Below are 15,906 nucleotides of genomic sequence, written 5' to 3'. Positions count from 1 at the left end.
ACACGTAGGTCACGCTGTGCGTGACAAGTGGCATGCACAGCATGCCCTACAAACCCGGGAGGCGGAGCCTGGGCTGCGCAAAATTGCAACTCAGAAGGATAGCAGATTTAGGCCGTATCGGTTCCTGGGGATGACGGTAGTACGCTGCGGCGGAACATCGTCATGGTTTGTCTGAGGTTGTCCTTCACCCAATTGCATAGGGTTTTGTGGGTAACGGAGGCGAGGCTCGTTTCAATGGCTTCCGCACTGACGTCGGCGACGCTGGCAGCCATTGATAAGACGTTGCGGGTGAAACCGCTGCGAGAATGTTGTCGACCCATCTGCTTGCCCTTACCGATCAAGGATTCAAGGATTTCGCTGCTCGCCGGCAACCTCTCCCCGGGGGCAAGAATGCTTGAATTCTCTTCGATCGCCGAGACGATCTCGTCGCGAAACGCTTGGCTCTGCCAATCGCCTACATCACACGAAAGTTTTTCAGCCAGGGAAGCAGCCGAGTCTGCGTTAAAACCGACTGTTCGTGAGTGCTCTAACGTCTTGTCGACCATCCGCATCAGACGTGCCCAGACTGCGATCGATTCACGATAGTCAAGCACCCAAGCGAATTTCTCTTCCAGGCGACCAAGTCGATCTTGTTGCTGACGTTCTTCATGGGGGGTGTCAAGCAGACGCAACATCCGCTCTGCCCACCCGATCAGACTGTGCAGATTCATGAAGCGTGCCTTGACCTTGAGTTTGGGAGGCAACAACGATCCCAGCTCAGTCTGTTTGGCTTTCGGTTGTGTCTTTCCACAGTGCCCGAGAAACGAATCCCATTGAGGGTCTTTCTGCAGGACATGTTTGAGTGCCGTCGCAGTTCGGTGACACATGTCGGTCAATGCGATCGTCGACTCGCTTTCCTGTTGAAAACCAGCGATTCCGTTGACCAAGTCGGAACCTTGGTCGGAAATGATGGCCTTGACCTGACCGACTCGGTCAGCAGCTTTCTTCAGTTGCTCGGCAACAATCTTGCCGTTGGATGTCTGGACAATCTCGATCAGGATGGCCGAGAGATCGCTCAGTCGGATAGGCCGATCGAGATTGAGCCAATGTTCAAGGCGAATCCCAACGATCAAAAGACATTTCTCGTTTCCCAATTGGATCGTGTGGTCGACCAGGAGAATCCAATCGTCGGCCTGTTCTTTGGGACGCGTTAATTCATGCAGCCCCCGTCGCAGCGTCCAGTTCTGAATCGTGTTTGCCGTAGGGGCGTGAGACAATCCAGAATGGATGGTGCCTAGCGTGCGGGCAATTTTCTCACAAGCTCGATAGCTGATGGTTGCTTGGAGCACCCAAGAAATCGTGAGTACAACGAGACTCAACGAAAAAGAATGTTGGGGGGCCGGCGGCAGCAATTGAGTCGACGGCTGCGTCGGGCGATTCTTCAGGGGCTGCTCCGCGTTTTTAACTGCTCTAATTCACTCTGCAGCTCGGCGACGCGCCGCCGCAGTTGGCTTGCCTCGCCTCTCCATCGCTGGCGGCTCTCTCTCGCATTGCAGAGGTTTTGCTTGAGTTCCTTAATCAACCGCTTGGATTGCATGGCGTTGTTCTTCCATTTCTCTCGTCCACGGCGTGCCGAACCAAGAAGTTTGGAAACAGGTGACTTATACTCAATCGTGGCTTGAGACATGACTGAACCTCCATGACGCGGAAAAACTGCATATAAGAGAACCAATTCCGTCAAATTCTCAAATAGCAATTTCAACACAAAACCGGTCGGTTTTGCGCAGCCCAGGCGGAGCCTCCAAGGCAGTGTGTTCCCGGCCCAGTCTGGGAACAAGGCTGATGACAGGCTGGAAGCCTATCCCACTTCGCAGAATCATCCGGCTTGGGTATGGTGAGAGATCACACTTCCCCTCTCTTGGACCTGTTGCCCCCATGGCTGAACTGAACCTTGCGATCCGCATCGATTCGCTTGGATTGCCCCTGAAACGTGCGCTTGATGTCGCCGCCCAATTGGGCATGCGATCGGTGGAACTGAATGCCCGCAGCGAGATTCATCCCGAATCGCTCTCCGAAACCGGCCTGCGGCATCTGAGAAAACTGCTGGACGAACGCAACCTCTCGGTCGCCAGTTTGCGGTTCCAAACGCGACGGGGTTACGACAATCCCCAGGACCTTCAACGCCGAATCGAAGCGACCAAGGCGGCGATGGCTCTGGCGTACAAACTCAAGTCTCGCACGGTGATCAATTCGATCGGGTTCATCCCCGACGACGAGAACGATCCCCGCTATGAATCGTTGCAGGCGGTGCTCAGCGATCTGGGACGGTACGGCGCCAAGGTGGGCGCCTGCCTGGCCGCGGAGACCGGTGCGGAATCCGGCCAAAGCCTTGCCGACTTGCTCGACAAGGACGAAGAGGGATTCGTCGCGGTTGCGCTCAATCCGGGCCAGTTGATCGTCAACCGGCACAGTGTCTCCGAAGCGGTCAAGGCGCTGAAGGATCGAATCCAAGTCGTGTGCGCCACCGACGGCGTGCTCGACCTGGCCGCCGGACGGGGGCTGCATGTGCCGATCGGCGAAGGCACCGCGGATTTCCCGCAAGTCTTTGCCACGCTGGAAGACGTCGGGTTTCGCGGACCGTGCATCGTCGGGCGTGGGGACTCGTCGCTGGCGGAATTGCAACAAGGCGTGGAGTACTTGGGGAATCTGGGGATGTAGTGGGAGCAGAGGAAACCCACCGATGGCAGGGCGAACCCACGGATGGCAGGGCGAACCCGCGGATGGCAGGGCGAACCCACGGATGGCAGGGCGAACCCACGGATGGCAGGGCGAACCCACGGATGGCAGGGCGAACCCGCGGATGGCAAAGCAAACCCGCGGTGTGAAATCGAGAGGACGCCTGGAGGGTTTGGTGCGCGACCGGCTTGTCGACCCTCCCCGGCGCGGCCGTGCAGTTTCGAAGTCACCCTCCTGGCAGGAGGGTCGAGCGCAGCGAGGGGAGGTCGAACGGTCAATCGCGGTATTCACTTCACGCTTGATCGGCGACTCCAAGCAGCAACCCAAACCCTCTCCTCGCTGCGCTCGACTCTCCCAGGGGGAGAGTGACGAAAACCATTTACCTTCAACGACTTAAAAACTGCACGACGGCTGCCTGGGAGGTTGAATAAGATCAATCGCTAGACCACCCTCCGTGGGTCTGCGTTTCCAAACATCGCAACCGAAGGCGGCTCAAGCGTTAATACAACTCCATGGTCATGAAGTTCCCCGAGTCGGTGATGATCACGCCGATGGTGGTGTCGGGCTGGATCTTGATTTTTTCCGATTGCACCTGCCCTCGCGGCGGTATGATTTCGATCGTGTAATTCCCCGGGGCGACTTCCCAGTTGATCCCCGTCTTGGGATCTCTGCCTCCCGCGCCAGCGGCGATGGTGTAGTCCCGTCGGTTGATCGTCAGCACGGCAGGGCTGGCGGTTTCATTGGCGATGAACAATCTCGCCTTGCCCGGTGCAGGCCATAAACCGGCTGCCTTTGCGGCCTGGGCATCGCGGGACACCAACGTGATGGCTGTTTCATTTCCTTTGCCGACCAGCTGCACCGATAATCCGCCGGTGGGCCCGGTAAACGTCAGACGGGCGCTCTGGCGATCGATCTTGGTGTCCGCCACCGTTTCGTCCCATTTGCCCCATTGTCCAGAAGCCAGCTGACGGCGATAAAAATCAACCACGGCGTCCAATTTCGCGGCGACGGTCGTTTGAATCACCTTGCGGAACGGGCTGCCTTCGGCATGAAAGCCCTCGTGGCCTTGCGGCACCGGCAACGCGTCATAGCTGTCCGCGGGCAGGCCGCCGACCGGTTTTCGGCTGACGGAGGCTTTTTGCCCGAGGACGTTGACATCGACGCTGACCTCGAAACTGTACTTGGTGTCCAAGAACTCGCCGGGCTTGGTCATTTTCGCTGTTCCTCGGGCGCGTCCGTCTTCGATCACGATGGCGTCTTCCAGATCGTTGTTGCTGCCGACGCTATTGTTGTCGGCCCAGATCGACACGGAGCTGACGTTGTCGTCGGCATCGACCAGCAATTTGACTTGCGGCGTGAATTCAAAGTAATCGTCCGCGGCGGGTCTTCCCAAGGCCGCGGTCAACTTGGTCAAGTTGAGCGGTTTTTCGGAGAAGACGATGGCGGTCATCGGATCGTCAAAGAACATCATGGGATACGCGACGACGTTTGACAGGTTGTAAGTCCTGTTGCCCATCACCAGTTTGCCGGAATTGGCAAGCTTGGGCGCATCGGCGAGCCGTTTGACGGGCGTCGAATCACGCGTCAGCACGGGCACGTCGAAGCTGATTTCGGCGGTGTAGACCTTGTCGAAGAAGTCACCGGGTTCCCTGAGTGCGACGGTGCCTCGTGCGCGGCCGTTTTCCACCAGGGCCGTGCCGACAAGTTCGTCGTCGGAACCGTGTCCGGGCGTTCCGCCGGCTTGCAGACTCAGCCGACGCGGTTGGTCGTCCTCATTCAACACGACGATCAAGTGCGGTTGCGGCCAAGAGGGACCGCCCTGGTCGTCTTCGTCGTTGCCGGTCTTGCGGAGTCGTGCAAGAAGCGTGTCTTGTTTGACGGCCTTTGGGGTTGCCACAATCTTTGTCTTCCACTCGTCGTATTGAAAGACTTCGTAGGCGATCACATGGGGTAATTTGAAGGTCGTGCCGTCCATCACGATGGTGGCTTCGTTGGGTAGTTTTGGCAACGTGTCGATGCCTTGCTTGGGTTTGTCCTTGCGCTTCGGCAGTGAAGCCATCCGCTCGGCCAACGCTTCTGTTTTCGCCGCGTCGGCCGCGATCTGCTCGGCTTGCTCCCTTACTTGCTTGGCTTTCTGTGCAACTTTTTTGGCTCGTTCAATTTCGTCCTTCATCCCGTCCCATTGCATCCCTTCGGTGCGGAACTCGACCTCGCATCCCTCCTCTTGGGCGCGGAGGTTGACGGTCAGCGATGACTTTTTCTGCGAGAAGTCCATGCTGACGTAGTGCGCAAAATCCATCGTCGTCTTGTCCTTCTGCCAGTTTCGTTTTTCAAGTTCCTCGACGAGGTACTTCTGGACGGTTTTCAGGTCCGACGGGGTTCTGAATTCGACGGTTTCGAAAAAGTCGCTGTATTCGAGTTCGGTGGCGTCGTCAGGGATCGGCAACTCTTTCGGCGTCGGTTGGTCGTCTTCTTCCCACATCATTCCCGTCGGCGTCAAACGCACCGCGCTGCCGCCGTCTTCTTCACTCACACGGACGACCAGGGTCATGTTGCCCTTGGCAAAGGTCTGGACCCAGAAACTGCTTTGCAAGTTGTCGCGTGCCGATTTACGCCAGCCCTGCTGGGTCAGTTTCTGGGCGTAGTCCTTGCCGACCGATCGAAAGTCCGAGGGCATTTGAAAGCGGACGTCGCCACGCCGTTTCATCATGCTGTACTCTGTCGCGCCGTCCGGAACGATCAGGTTCCGAACACGCATTTCCTGGGCGGCCGCGGGAACCCCGACCCCGATACCAGAAACAACCAACAGAGCCGCCACGGAGTGGAAAAGTTTGCGGAGCATCGCGAGTTTCTCCTTGGGGGGATCGTTCGAGTCGACCCATTCATTTGAGCGGGGGTGGGCGTAGTAGGCCAGAAAAAAGATGGGAATCTTGGGAATTCCTGCAAGCATCGGTGTCGCCACATCGCAAGTCACCCTCCTGCCAGGAGGGTGACTTTAAAAGTGAACGACCTCCAACAAAGGGGCGTCGATACCTGTGGGGTGACAGGGAGGATGAGGCCGAAGCCAGCTCCGAGTGATAGAGCAGGCAGTTTGAGGGGTTTGGATGGAGTCTCTTTTCGGATCTTTTCACGATGACGTGGTCGGGAAGGTTTGACATACTCGGCGTCCGACAGAGGCTTTTTAATCCTGGTCTGATTCCAATGCCGTGATCCACGCCGAATCTCCCGCCCTGGAAATCGTCAATCTGCGCAAAAAATATGGGCGTTTGGAGGCGTTGCGTGGCGTGGAGTTTGAGCTCAGCCGTGGCGAATGCCTGGCCTTTCTCGGGCCCAACGGCGCCGGCAAAACGACGCTGATCCGAGCGTTGGCCGGACGAACGCGCCCGACCGCAGGGACGATCAAGGTGTTCGGTCACCCGATCGATTCGATTGGAGCCCGCCAGGCACTGGGGTTGGTTCCACAAGATCTGGCACTTTACGGGGACCTGACGACGCGTGAGAACCTGGTGGCGTTTGGCAAGTTTCACGGCGTGCCGCGTCGCGAGCTGAAAAAGCGAATCGACTGGGCGCTGCAGTGGACGGGATTGGCCGACCGCGCCAAGGATCTCGTGGGTGGGTTTTCCGGCGGCATGAAACGCCGCGTCAACTTAGCCTGCGGCGTGTTGCACCGGCCCAAGATCATCCTGTTGGACGAGCCCACCGTGGGCGTCGATCCACAAAGTCGCGAACGGATCTTTACGATGCTGGATCAATTGAATGACGAAGGGGCGTCGATTCTGTTGACGACGCACCATCTGGACGAAGCGGAACAACGAAGCGATCGAATCGTGATCTTGGATCAAGGCCGTGTGATCGCCGATGGGACGATCGATGAATTGGTGCTCAGCACCGTCGGGCATTCGCGGTTGGTCCGGGTGCGGGTAGATCGACCGCTGACCGCGCCGGTGGCGGTACCGCTGACGGTGCCCGGTAACGGCGAGCAACGTCGCACCTATCACGTCGGCCAGGCCGGTCGCGAATTGATTGAAACACGGATCGACGATGTGACGGTCCATTTAGGGCCGTTTTTACAGGCGGTGCAAAACAACGGTTATCAGGTGTCTGACATGGAGGTGCAGGCGCCTTCGTTGCACCATGTGTTCCTGCATCTGACCGGCAACGAACTGAGGGATTAGAACGCTCGTGATTTGGACGATCATGCAACTCAGTCTTCGGCGGCTGCTGCACAATCGGGTCGAACTTCTGTTGACGTTCGTGGTCCCGATTGCGTTCTTCAGCGTGTTCGCGTTGATCTTCGGAAACGGGATCGGCAGCGGCACCACGCCGAAGGTGAAAGTCGTGATTGTCGACGAGATTCAATCGCCCGACAGCACCGCAATCGTCGAATCGTTACGGAACAGTGCCGGCCTGCGTTTGATGAACGATGATTCGCAAGACGGTGCGTTGGACTTGGATGCCGCCTCGGACATGGTCCGACATGGCGGCGTGACGATCGCCATCGTGCTCAAGTCGGGGGACGGCGACGCGATCCGATCGGATTTGCTTGCCGACGCGTCCGATCAGGTGGCCGGACAGGTCGTGTCGGCGTTGGTGGGACGAGAATTGGTGATCGCCAAAACGCGTCAAGCGGCCAGGGCGCGACGGACGATGGTACGGCGCCCGCGACTCGGCGATGCTGCGGCGCCGCCCGATCAACCCGCCGGGCGGGATGCTGCCGCCCAAGCGGATACGTGGGACCCGTCCGAACTGGTGCAAATCGTGGACGTCATCGGCGAGGACAAGGCGAACCCGGTGGTCAGCATGTATGCCGCCGGAATCGCGGTGATGTTCTTGTTGTTCGGTGCCACCGGTGGCGGTGGGGTTCTGCTGGAGGAACGCGAGAACACGACGTTGGATCGATTGTTGTCGACTGAATTAACGATGGATCAACTATTATTGGGCAAATGGTTCTACCTGACCGCGCTGGGGTTCGTGCAGGTTTGTGTGATGTTCGTCTGGGGACAGTTTGTTTTCGGGATCGACTTGCGGGGGCATCTGGACGGTTTTGTGATGATGACCCTGGTGACCAGCTCGGCCGCCGCCGCGTTCGGTCTGTTCCTGGCCACCCTTTGCAAGACCCGGGGGCAGCTCAATGGGCTGTCGGTGATTTTGATTTTGACCATGAGCGCGCTCGGTGGGTCGATGGTTCCCCGGTATGTGATGAGCGAACGGATGCGAGAATTGGGGCTGTGGACCTTCAACGCGTGGGCTCTGGATGGCTACGACAAAGTTTTTTGGCGTGATCTGCCTCCCGATGCGCTGCTGCCACAGCTAGCCGTGTTGATGATTGCCGCGGTAGGGTTTCTACTTGTCGCTCGGGCGCTCGCGATACGATGGGAATTCGATTGATCCGGCGGCCCGCCGAGTGGGATAGGCATTCAACCTGTCAAGCTGCGACCGCTGTCAGGCCGAAAGCCCATCCCACATTCGTTCCGAACAGTCTCTTTTTATCAACCACGAAGAATGACAGCTATTGAACCCGGCAAAACAAGGATCGGTTGGATCGGCACCGGAGTGATGGGGCACAGCATGTGCGGCCACCTGATCGACGCGGGATACCAGGCGACGGTTTACAATCGTTCTCCGGAGAAAACGCAAGGCTTGGTCGACAAAGGCGCCACGGCCGTCGATTCACCTCGAGCGGTCGCCGAAAACAGCGACGTCGTGTTCACCATCGTGGGTTTTCCCAGCGACGTGCGGCAGGTGATGCTCGGCGAGGGTGGGGTGTTGGAGGGTTCACGCGAGGGGATGGTGTTAGTCGACATGACGACCAGCGATCCGAGCTTGGCGATCGAAATCGCAGAGGCGGCCAAGGCGATCGGGGTTCAGGCGATCGATGCCCCCGTCAGCGGTGGTGATCTGGGAGCCCGCAACGCGGCGCTTTCGATCATGATCGGCGGAGATGCCGAGACGGTCCGGCGGATCGACCCGCTGTTTCAATTGATGGGCAAGACCATCGTCTACCAAGGCGGACCCGGGTCGGGCCAGCACACCAAAATGGTCAATCAAACCCTGATCGCCAGCGGCATGATTGCGATCTGCGAAGGTCTGCTCTACGCCCACAAAGTCGGATTGGACATTCCGACGGTGCTCAAAAGCGTCTCTTCCGGCGCCGCGGGAAGCTGGTCGCTGTCCAATTTGGCGCCGCGAATGATCAACGGTGATTTTGATCCGGGATTCTTCGTCGAGCATTTTTTGAAGGACATGAAAATCGCTCTCGATGAAGCGTCCAAGCGAAATCTCGCCCTGCCCGGTCTGGCGCTCGGCTACCAGCTCTATCATGCCGTCGCTGCGCAAGGGCATCGCCGCGACGGGACTCAGTCGTTGATCCTGGCGCTGGCCAAGCTGAACGGTTTTGATTGGAAAAACGAAAACCGCTAACGTTCCACCGAAGTCTCCACCATGAAAGCTGCGTACATCACACAGACCGGCACACCGGACGTCATCCGATTTGGTGACCTGGAGCCGCCGACGGCGGGGCCCGGACAAATCCTGATTCGCAACCACGCCGTCTCGGTCAATCCGATCGATACCTATGTGCGTAGCGGTCTGGTGGCGTTCGAGCTGCCCCAACCCTTCATCCCCGGCTGTGACGCCGCGGGCGTCGTCGAATCGGTCGGCGACGGTGTGGAAGCGCATTCGGTCGGAGATCGCGTTTGGTGCACCAATCAAGGGCTGTTGGGCCGGCAGGGCACCTTTGCCGAGCAGATCGCGGTCGATGCCCCGTGGTGCTTTGCGCTGCCCGACTCGGTCGACTTCGCGACCGCGGCCGCCAATGCGTTGGTGGGCGTGACGGCGCACTTGGGGTTGTTCCGCAGTGCCGCGATCGAGCCGGGCGAGACCGTGTTCGTCATCGGCGGCACCGGTGGCGTGGGCGCGATGGTGGTGCAACTGGCCAAGGCGGCAGGCGCGTCGGTGATCACGACGGCCGGCTCGGACGCCAAATGTGAACGCGCTCGGGAGTTGGGCGCCGACCACGTGATCAATTATTCGACGCAATCGATCGCCGAAGGGGTCAAGGCGATCGCGCCCAAGGGGGTGAATTTATTTTGGGAGACGCGCCGGATGCCGGACTTCGACGAAGCGATCGACTTGATGGCTCCGCGAGGACGCATGGTGTTGATGGCCGGTCGCGATTCCAGGCCCGAATTTCCCGTCGGTCCGTTCTACGTCAAAGAGTGCTCGTTGCACGGGTTTGCGATGTTCAAGGCGACACCGCTGGAAATGCGCCGTTGTGCCGAAGACATGAATCGCTGGATGGCGAGCGGTAAACTGAAAGCGAACATCGCCCAGACGCTTCCGCTTTCCGAAGCCGCCGAGGCGCATCGTATGCAAGAAGCCGAGAACGTCGGCGGCAAGATCGTCCTGACCGTCTGAGCGACCAGCCCGACAGCGCGTTCCGAGGCTTCGTCTTGGAACGCGATGCGTCGGTGGCTCCGCCGCGACGGTCTGTTGGCAAAAATGCGCAAGCCGGAGCGCTCGCGGGCTGTCGATTGAGTGGAATTGGTCGAGCCAATGGTGAGCCGCTGGCCGTAAGGCCTCGGGCTGGCGCCTGAATGCCCGGCCGCTTACGCGCCCACGGCTCACAATACCAACGGCCCGCTTGCGCCCTGCCGCTACAACCTCGTCAAAAACAGAAACGAATTCGTTCACGGCGTAAGGCAGAGCCAGGAAACGAGGGGAATAACTCGGTTGTCGCGCCAGCGGTGCGCGACGCTTTACAGCAGCAAGTCGTCTTCGAGCAGGTGGCAATACGAATCATAGCGTCGGGCGTCGATGCGGCCGTCGGCGACGGCGTCTTTGACGGCGCAGTCGTCTTCGCTCAGGTGCAGGCAGTTGGCGTAGCGACAGTCACCGACATGGGGCCGCAGGTCGGGCATCAACCCGGCGACTTCTTCGGCGGTGATGTCCCACAATTGAAATTGGCGAATGCCCGGCGTGTCGAACACCCAGCCGGCATTTTCGCCGTGCAGCGGTATCAGGGTGGAGGTGGTCGTCGTGTGCCGACCTTTTTGGTTGTCTTTGCTGACCTCCGAAACGGCCAGCCCCAACCCGGGCTCGACGGCGTTGAGCAGGCTGCTTTTGCCGACGCCGCTTTGTCCCGACAGCGCCGTCTGTTTGCCCTTGAGAAGCTCTTTCAGGTAATCGATGTTGGTTCCCCGATCGGCGCTGGTCAACAAGACGCGATAGCCGAGCGAAGCGTACACGCCCAGGATCGGCTGCAGCGCCGCGGGGTCGACGAGGTCACATTTATTGATGATCACCACCGGGTTCAAACCACATTGTTCGGCCGACAGCAGGAATCGGTCGATCAGGGCGGGTTTGATCGTCGGCTCGGCGGCGCTGGTCACGATCAACAGGTGGTCCACGTTGGCGGCGATGATGTGTTGCTGGCCGCGACTCTGTCGGCTGATGATCCCGTGACGTGGCGCGACGAATTCGATCATGCCCGTCGTCTCCGATTCGGCACGAAACTGAATTCGGTCGCCCGCGACGACGGTTCCGCGACCGTCGATGCTGAGCGATTTGAGGACTTGGCGAATCGAACATTCAAACGTCCGCCCGTCGTCGGCCAGAATCGTGTTGCGGAGACCGTGGGCGCGGAGCACGCGGCCGCCGATCAGCATCGAGTCGTGCGACTGGGGATCATCCGCGGACGCCGGTGCACTGGCCTGGACGCCAACGACCGTGCGTTTGCGCGTCAAGTCGCCTTTTCCGCTGACCCGTTCGTTTTTGATCGCATCGGCGAGCGATTCGGTATCGCCGACATGGAACTGTCGCGTCAAGTCGCTGTCGCGCACCCGTCCCTGATGCCGCTTGCGAAAGCTGACGCGTGACTGGTTGGATTTTCGTTTCTTTTTGGCCATTGCTGAAGTGTAGCAGCGAGTGGCAAACGAGCACAGTTCGCCCTACCAATGCCGTGTGGTGGTGTGGTTTTCCGTTGGTTAGACTATTCGTCTCTCCACTTTCCTACCTTTTTCGGATACGCGTTGGATGTCTGAATCTTCTTCTGGCCAAATCGACCACGTTCTCGACGAAAGCCGTCTGTTTCCCCCGCCTGCTGAATTCACGGAAAAAGCGGTGATTCGCACGACGGAACAATATGACGAACTGTACGCGCGGGCGCGCGATGATCGCGACGGATTTTGGCGTCAAGAAGCCCTCGAGCACCTGCATTGGTTCGAGCCGTTCGACGAGACCTGCAAGTGGGATTCGCCCCACGCCGAATGGTTCGTCGGCGGAAAAACGAACGCCAGTTACAACTGTCTCGATCGCAACATCGAACTCGGATTGGGGGATCGACCGGCCATCATCTGGGAAGGTGAACCGGGCGACACACGCACGCTGACGTACAGCGAACTGAAGACCGAGGTCTGCAAATGTGCAGCGGCGCTTCGCGAGCTGGGGATTCAGTCGGGCGACATCATCAGCATCTACATGCCGATGACGCCCGAATTGGCGATCGCGATGTTGGCCTGTGCCCGAATCGGTGCCATCCACTCGGTCATCTTTGCCGGATTCAGCGCCGAATCGATCGCCGACCGCAATCAGGACGCCCAGGCCAAGATGGTCATCACCTCTGATGGGCTGTACCGACGTGGCAAAGTGTTGCCGCTGAAAGAGACCGTCGACGAGGCGCTCGAAAAGTCGCCCTCGGTGCAAACCTGTCTGGTGTTGAAACGGGCCGGCAACGAAGTCGTGATGCGGGAAGGCCGGGACGTGTGGTGGCACGATGTCGTCGACAAACAGACCGGCGACCTGCCGGCCGAGCCGATGGACAGCGAAGCGTCATTGTTCATCTTGTACACCTCCGGCAGCACCGGAAAACCCAAAGGCATTCGTCACACGACCGCCGGCTACAACCTGTGGGCAAAACGGACGTTCCAATGGGTATTTGACCATCGTGACGACGACATCTATTGGTGCACCGCGGACTGCGGTTGGATCACCGGGCACAGTTACATCGTTTACGGACCGTTGGCCGCGGGCGCAAGTTGTCTGATGTACGAGGGCGCCCCGAACTATCCCGCGGAAGACCGATTTTGGGAGCTGGTCGAAAAGTACAAGGTCACCATTTTGTACACCGCGCCGACGGCGATCCGTGCGTTCATCAAATGGGGGGATCAGCACGTCGAAAAACACGATCTGTCGAGTTTGCGATTGCTGGGCACCGTGGGTGAAGGCATCAATCCCGAAGCTTGGATGTGGTACCACAAAAAGATCGGCGGCGAAAAATGCCCGATCGTCGACACCTGGTGGCAAACCGAAACCGGCGGCATCATGATGAGCCCGTTGCCGGGGATCACGGCGACCAAACCCGGATCGTGCACCAAGCCGCTGCCCGGAGTCGTTCCGGTGATTTTGGATGAGAACGGTCAATCGGTCGACGAGGAACACGGCGGCAAGTTGTGTATCGAACAGCCTTGGCCGGGAATGTTGCGCGGCATTTGGGGGGACGACGAACGGTTTGTGAGTACTTACTGGGCCACGTTCAAAGGGGAATACCTGACCGGCGACAACGCCCGCCGCGACAAGGACGGTTACTACTGGATCATGGGACGCATCGACGACGTGATCAACGTCTCGGGTCACCGCTTGAGCACGATCGAAGTTGAAAGCGCGCTGGTCAGTCACCCCTCGGTCGCCGAAGCCGCCGTCGTCGGCCGCCCCGATGACCTCAAGGGCGAAGCGATCGCCGCCTTCGTCACCGTAACCGACCCGAACCCCGGCGAGGAGCTTCGTCAGGAGCTGCGGAACCATGTGAGAAAGCAGATCGGCGCACTCGCCCAACCGGACGACATTCGTTTCGCCGCATCGGTCCCCAAGACACGGAGCGGAAAGATCATGCGGCGTCTGCTCCGCGACATCGCCGCCGGACGCGAGGCCGCCGGTGACACCAGCACGCTGGAAGATTTCACCGTCCTGGCCCAGCTCCGCGAAGAAGAGTAGTGGCGGAGGCTGCGGCTCGTGCTCCTCGTTCCCAGGCTCCGCCTGGGAACGCACTGTGCTGGAGGCTCCGGCCAGTTGGCCGAGATCGGTGTGTGGCTTTGCCACATGAGGACCGTCGGCAGAATAAGTGGGATAGTCTTCCAGCCTGTCATGGCGAAAACGACAGGCTAAAAGCCTATCCCACAATCAATCCCCGCCACTTATTCTTCCGACGGTCCTAGGTACGCCGGCGGAGCCGGCTCGGGTGGCAAGCAGGATGCTTACCCCACTTCTCTGGGAACATGGATCAAGGGAACGATCGCTCTTTCGCGAGAATGCGATCCATCAGTGGCAGTTCGGTGTAGTACATCGCCGCCGGGTCGATTTGGTGTTGTTCCAACCACAGCGTCCGTTCGCGCACCGTTCGCGTCGTTGCTAATCGCGGCAAGACGACGCCCCAGACGACGAGCATGCCCAGGATCACGGCCATCAACCGCAGGTGTCGATGACTCATTGGCCGGTCTCTGCAAACAGCACGCCGAACATCAGGTACGCCATGATCAGCGTCAGCAGCAAGTTCAACGATTGACCGCAGACGTACAAAATCATCGGCTTGCCGCCGCGAAAGTAGGGCAGCAGTTGTTTGAAATTGGTTTCCAATCCGATGCAGACAAACGCTAGGCAAAAGAACCAACCGCGGAGTGTCTTCGTCGATCCGCCGATCATCGCTTCGATCATCAGGTTTCCGCCGGTCAGGTTGGCGTGCAGGATCGAAAACAGGATCGACGCTCCGATGAAGCCGAGCACAAATTTGGGGAACCGATACCAAATCTCGCCGATGCCGGGTTTGGCCGCATCGCTGCGTTTTTCGACGTAAGCGACCCAGTAGGCCGCGACGCAAAACGCGGTCACGCCGATCAGGATGTTTTGAATCATCTTGACCGTCGCGGCGACTTCCAGGGCTTCTTCGCCCAGGGTCGCACCGGCGACCGCGACCGCGCCGGTCGCGTCAATCGTACCGCCCAACCAGGCTCCACCGACATCGTTGGGCAACCCCATCGCCTTGATCGCCAGGGGCAACACAATCATCATCACGACGGTGAAAGAAAGCGACAATCCGATCGCCAGCGAAAGTTCTTCTTTCTTTGCCTTGCACGAGGCGGCCGTCGCGATCGCGGCGGAAACACCGCACACCGACATGTCGGCGCTGATCACCATGTTCAACGATTTCGAAGGGATCTTCAACACCTTCTGTCCGAACACAAACGTGCTGATCAAGACGATCGGTGTGACCACCCAGGCGACCCCGATTCCGGGGATCCCGAGCGCCATCAAGCGGCTCATCAAGACTTCGGCGCCCAGCAAGACCAAGCCGGTTTTGATGAAAAATTCGGTCATGATCGCCGGTCTCCATCCCTGCGGCGTGCCGATGGTGTTGCTGATCACCAGCCCCACCAGCAACGCCCACAACGCGTATTCCAGGTTGTATGCCTTGATCACACTTTGCCCGGCGAGCACATACGCGACGGTCGCCAATAGAAAAACGATCGGAAAGGCTTTGAGGAATCCGAGCGCGTTTTTCTTTCGCATCTTCATCGCCAGCGTGAACAACAGGCCGATGATGAAAAACGCGCCCAACACGCCCCGGTAGGTCGTCGTCGCAGCCTTGCCCTCGTCGCCGGCGACGTAGAACGCGTCGACGGGGTTTTGCGTCCATTTCCCCGGTTTGGCCAACCAGCTTTTCAGTGGACTGGAAATCGAAACGGATTCACCTTGGGCGATCGCGGTGAACGAGTTTGCCGGGACGGAAAGCCAGACCGCGGCAAAGGCGACCACCAAGATCAAGCCCGCGCACCAAATCGCCCACCAATCTTCGGTGGTCTTCATCTGTTCCCAGGTACTGACCCGGGGCTGTTCAACGATGTCTGATTTCGATGCTTCTCTGGGAGCGTCGTCTGGGTTGCTCATCTGGGGATCGGCGCGGGGGGATAGGCTGCGGTGGGAAAGCCGTCACTGGCTGGGGAGGTCCACAGAATATCATGACGCGGGCAAGCGATGTAGCTGACTTGTCCCAAACCATCTTGACGCACCGGTGACTTAGGATCGAACGGAAAATAAGTGTCGGATCCCACTTATTTCCCGTGCGTTGCTTAAGAGTTGACGATGACGCGGGGAGCGTGCGGTGTGGCTCGGACTCACTGAAGGATCACCGATCGACCCTCC

The 15,906-nt window shown here is 59.1% G+C and carries 12 protein-coding genes; 6 read left to right on the top strand and 6 right to left on the bottom strand.

Going from position 1 to position 15,906, the window contains the following annotated elements:
• Positions 1-107 precede the first annotated feature (107 nt).
• Both Enr13x_RS22220 and Enr13x_RS22215 read right to left on the bottom strand, forming a co-directional pair.
• On the bottom strand, positions 108-1,328 hold the full coding sequence (locus Enr13x_RS22220) for a hypothetical protein (RefSeq protein ID WP_145384426.1): 1,221 nt from the start codon (positions 1,326-1,328) through the stop codon (positions 108-110).
• A gap of 92 nt (positions 1,329-1,420) precedes the next feature.
• Complete coding sequence (locus tag Enr13x_RS22215) at positions 1,421-1,666, bottom strand: hypothetical protein (RefSeq protein WP_145384425.1); 246 nt, start codon at positions 1,664-1,666, stop codon at positions 1,421-1,423.
• Between the two features lie 248 nt (positions 1,667-1,914).
• Here Enr13x_RS22215 and Enr13x_RS22210 point away from each other — a divergent pair, with 248 nt between their 5' ends.
• Positions 1,915-2,697, top strand: a complete 783-nt coding sequence (locus Enr13x_RS22210) for a sugar phosphate isomerase/epimerase family protein (protein ID WP_145389075.1) — start codon at positions 1,915-1,917, stop codon at positions 2,695-2,697.
• 517 nt (positions 2,698-3,214) lie between these two features.
• On the opposite strand, the gene Enr13x_RS22205 is transcribed toward Enr13x_RS22210, so the two are convergent.
• Positions 3,215-5,557: a hypothetical protein gene (locus Enr13x_RS22205; RefSeq protein ID WP_145389074.1), complete on the bottom strand. Its 2,343-nt coding sequence runs from the start codon at positions 5,555-5,557 to the stop codon at positions 3,215-3,217.
• 364 nt (positions 5,558-5,921) lie between these two features.
• Here Enr13x_RS22205 and Enr13x_RS22200 point away from each other — a divergent pair, with 364 nt between their 5' ends.
• From Enr13x_RS22200 to Enr13x_RS22185, 4 genes are all read left to right on the top strand, one after another.
• A complete protein-coding gene (locus Enr13x_RS22200) occupies positions 5,922-6,890 on the top strand; it encodes an ABC transporter ATP-binding protein (RefSeq protein WP_145389073.1) in 969 nt (322 codons plus the stop codon).
• Positions 6,891-6,897: 7 nt separating this feature from the next.
• Positions 6,898-8,103, top strand: a complete 1,206-nt coding sequence (locus tag Enr13x_RS22195) for an ABC transporter permease (protein WP_145389072.1) — start codon at positions 6,898-6,900, stop codon at positions 8,101-8,103.
• Positions 8,104-8,217: 114 nt separating this feature from the next.
• Complete coding sequence (locus Enr13x_RS22190) at positions 8,218-9,135, top strand: NAD(P)-dependent oxidoreductase (protein ID WP_145389071.1); 918 nt, start codon at positions 8,218-8,220, stop codon at positions 9,133-9,135.
• A gap of 21 nt (positions 9,136-9,156) precedes the next feature.
• Complete coding sequence (locus Enr13x_RS22185) at positions 9,157-10,131, top strand: NADPH:quinone reductase (protein ID WP_145389070.1); 975 nt, start codon at positions 9,157-9,159, stop codon at positions 10,129-10,131.
• A 341-nt stretch (positions 10,132-10,472) separates the two neighbouring features.
• Here the strand turns inward: Enr13x_RS22185 and rsgA are convergent, their stop codons facing one another.
• A complete protein-coding gene (rsgA, locus tag Enr13x_RS22180; protein ID WP_145389069.1) occupies positions 10,473-11,621 on the bottom strand; it encodes a ribosome small subunit-dependent GTPase A in 1,149 nt (382 codons plus the stop codon).
• Positions 11,622-11,748: 127 nt separating this feature from the next.
• Between rsgA and acs the strand changes: the two genes are divergently transcribed.
• A complete protein-coding gene (acs, locus tag Enr13x_RS22175) occupies positions 11,749-13,704 on the top strand; it encodes an acetate--CoA ligase (protein ID WP_145389068.1) in 1,956 nt (651 codons plus the stop codon).
• Between the two features lie 286 nt (positions 13,705-13,990).
• Here the strand turns inward: acs and Enr13x_RS22170 are convergent, their stop codons facing one another.
• Positions 13,991-14,197, bottom strand: a complete 207-nt coding sequence (locus Enr13x_RS22170) for a hypothetical protein (RefSeq protein ID WP_145389067.1) — start codon at positions 14,195-14,197, stop codon at positions 13,991-13,993.
• Positions 14,194-15,651 (bottom strand): YeiH family protein, encoded by a 1,458-nt coding sequence (locus Enr13x_RS22165; protein ID WP_145389066.1) that lies wholly within the window; start codon positions 15,649-15,651, stop codon positions 14,194-14,196. The genes Enr13x_RS22170 and Enr13x_RS22165 overlap by 4 nt, the downstream gene beginning before the upstream one ends.
• Positions 15,652-15,906: the final 255 nt, after the last annotated feature.

This window comes from Stieleria neptunia, from assembly GCF_007754155.1.
Lineage (GTDB): Bacteria > Planctomycetota > Planctomycetia > Pirellulales > Pirellulaceae > Stieleria > Stieleria neptunia.
Note: the sequence above shows the minus strand (reverse complement) of the source record. Positions and strands in the feature narration are given on the sequence as shown.

Bases quoted from the DNA above. Each gene is read 5' to 3' on its own strand.
- Enr13x_RS22215 (WP_145384425.1), bottom strand. From the start codon at position 1,666: ATGTCTCAAGCCACGATTGAGTATAAGTCACCTGTTTCCAAACTTCTT.
- Enr13x_RS22210 (WP_145389075.1), top strand. From the start codon at position 1,915: ATGGCTGAACTGAACCTTGCGATCCGCATCGATTCGCTTGGATTGCCC.
- Enr13x_RS22205 (WP_145389074.1), bottom strand. From the start codon at position 5,557: ATGCTCCGCAAACTTTTCCACTCCGTGGCGGCTCTGTTGGTTGTTTCT.
- Enr13x_RS22190 (WP_145389071.1), top strand. From the start codon at position 8,218: ATGACAGCTATTGAACCCGGCAAAACAAGGATCGGTTGGATCGGCACC.
- Enr13x_RS22185 (WP_145389070.1), top strand. From the start codon at position 9,157: ATGAAAGCTGCGTACATCACACAGACCGGCACACCGGACGTCATCCGA.
- rsgA (WP_145389069.1), bottom strand. From the start codon at position 11,621: ATGGCCAAAAAGAAACGAAAATCCAACCAGTCACGCGTCAGCTTTCGC.
- acs (WP_145389068.1), top strand. From the start codon at position 11,749: ATGTCTGAATCTTCTTCTGGCCAAATCGACCACGTTCTCGACGAAAGC.
- Enr13x_RS22170 (WP_145389067.1), bottom strand. From the start codon at position 14,197: ATGAGTCATCGACACCTGCGGTTGATGGCCGTGATCCTGGGCATGCTC.
- Enr13x_RS22165 (WP_145389066.1), bottom strand. From the start codon at position 15,651: ATGAGCAACCCAGACGACGCTCCCAGAGAAGCATCGAAATCAGACATC.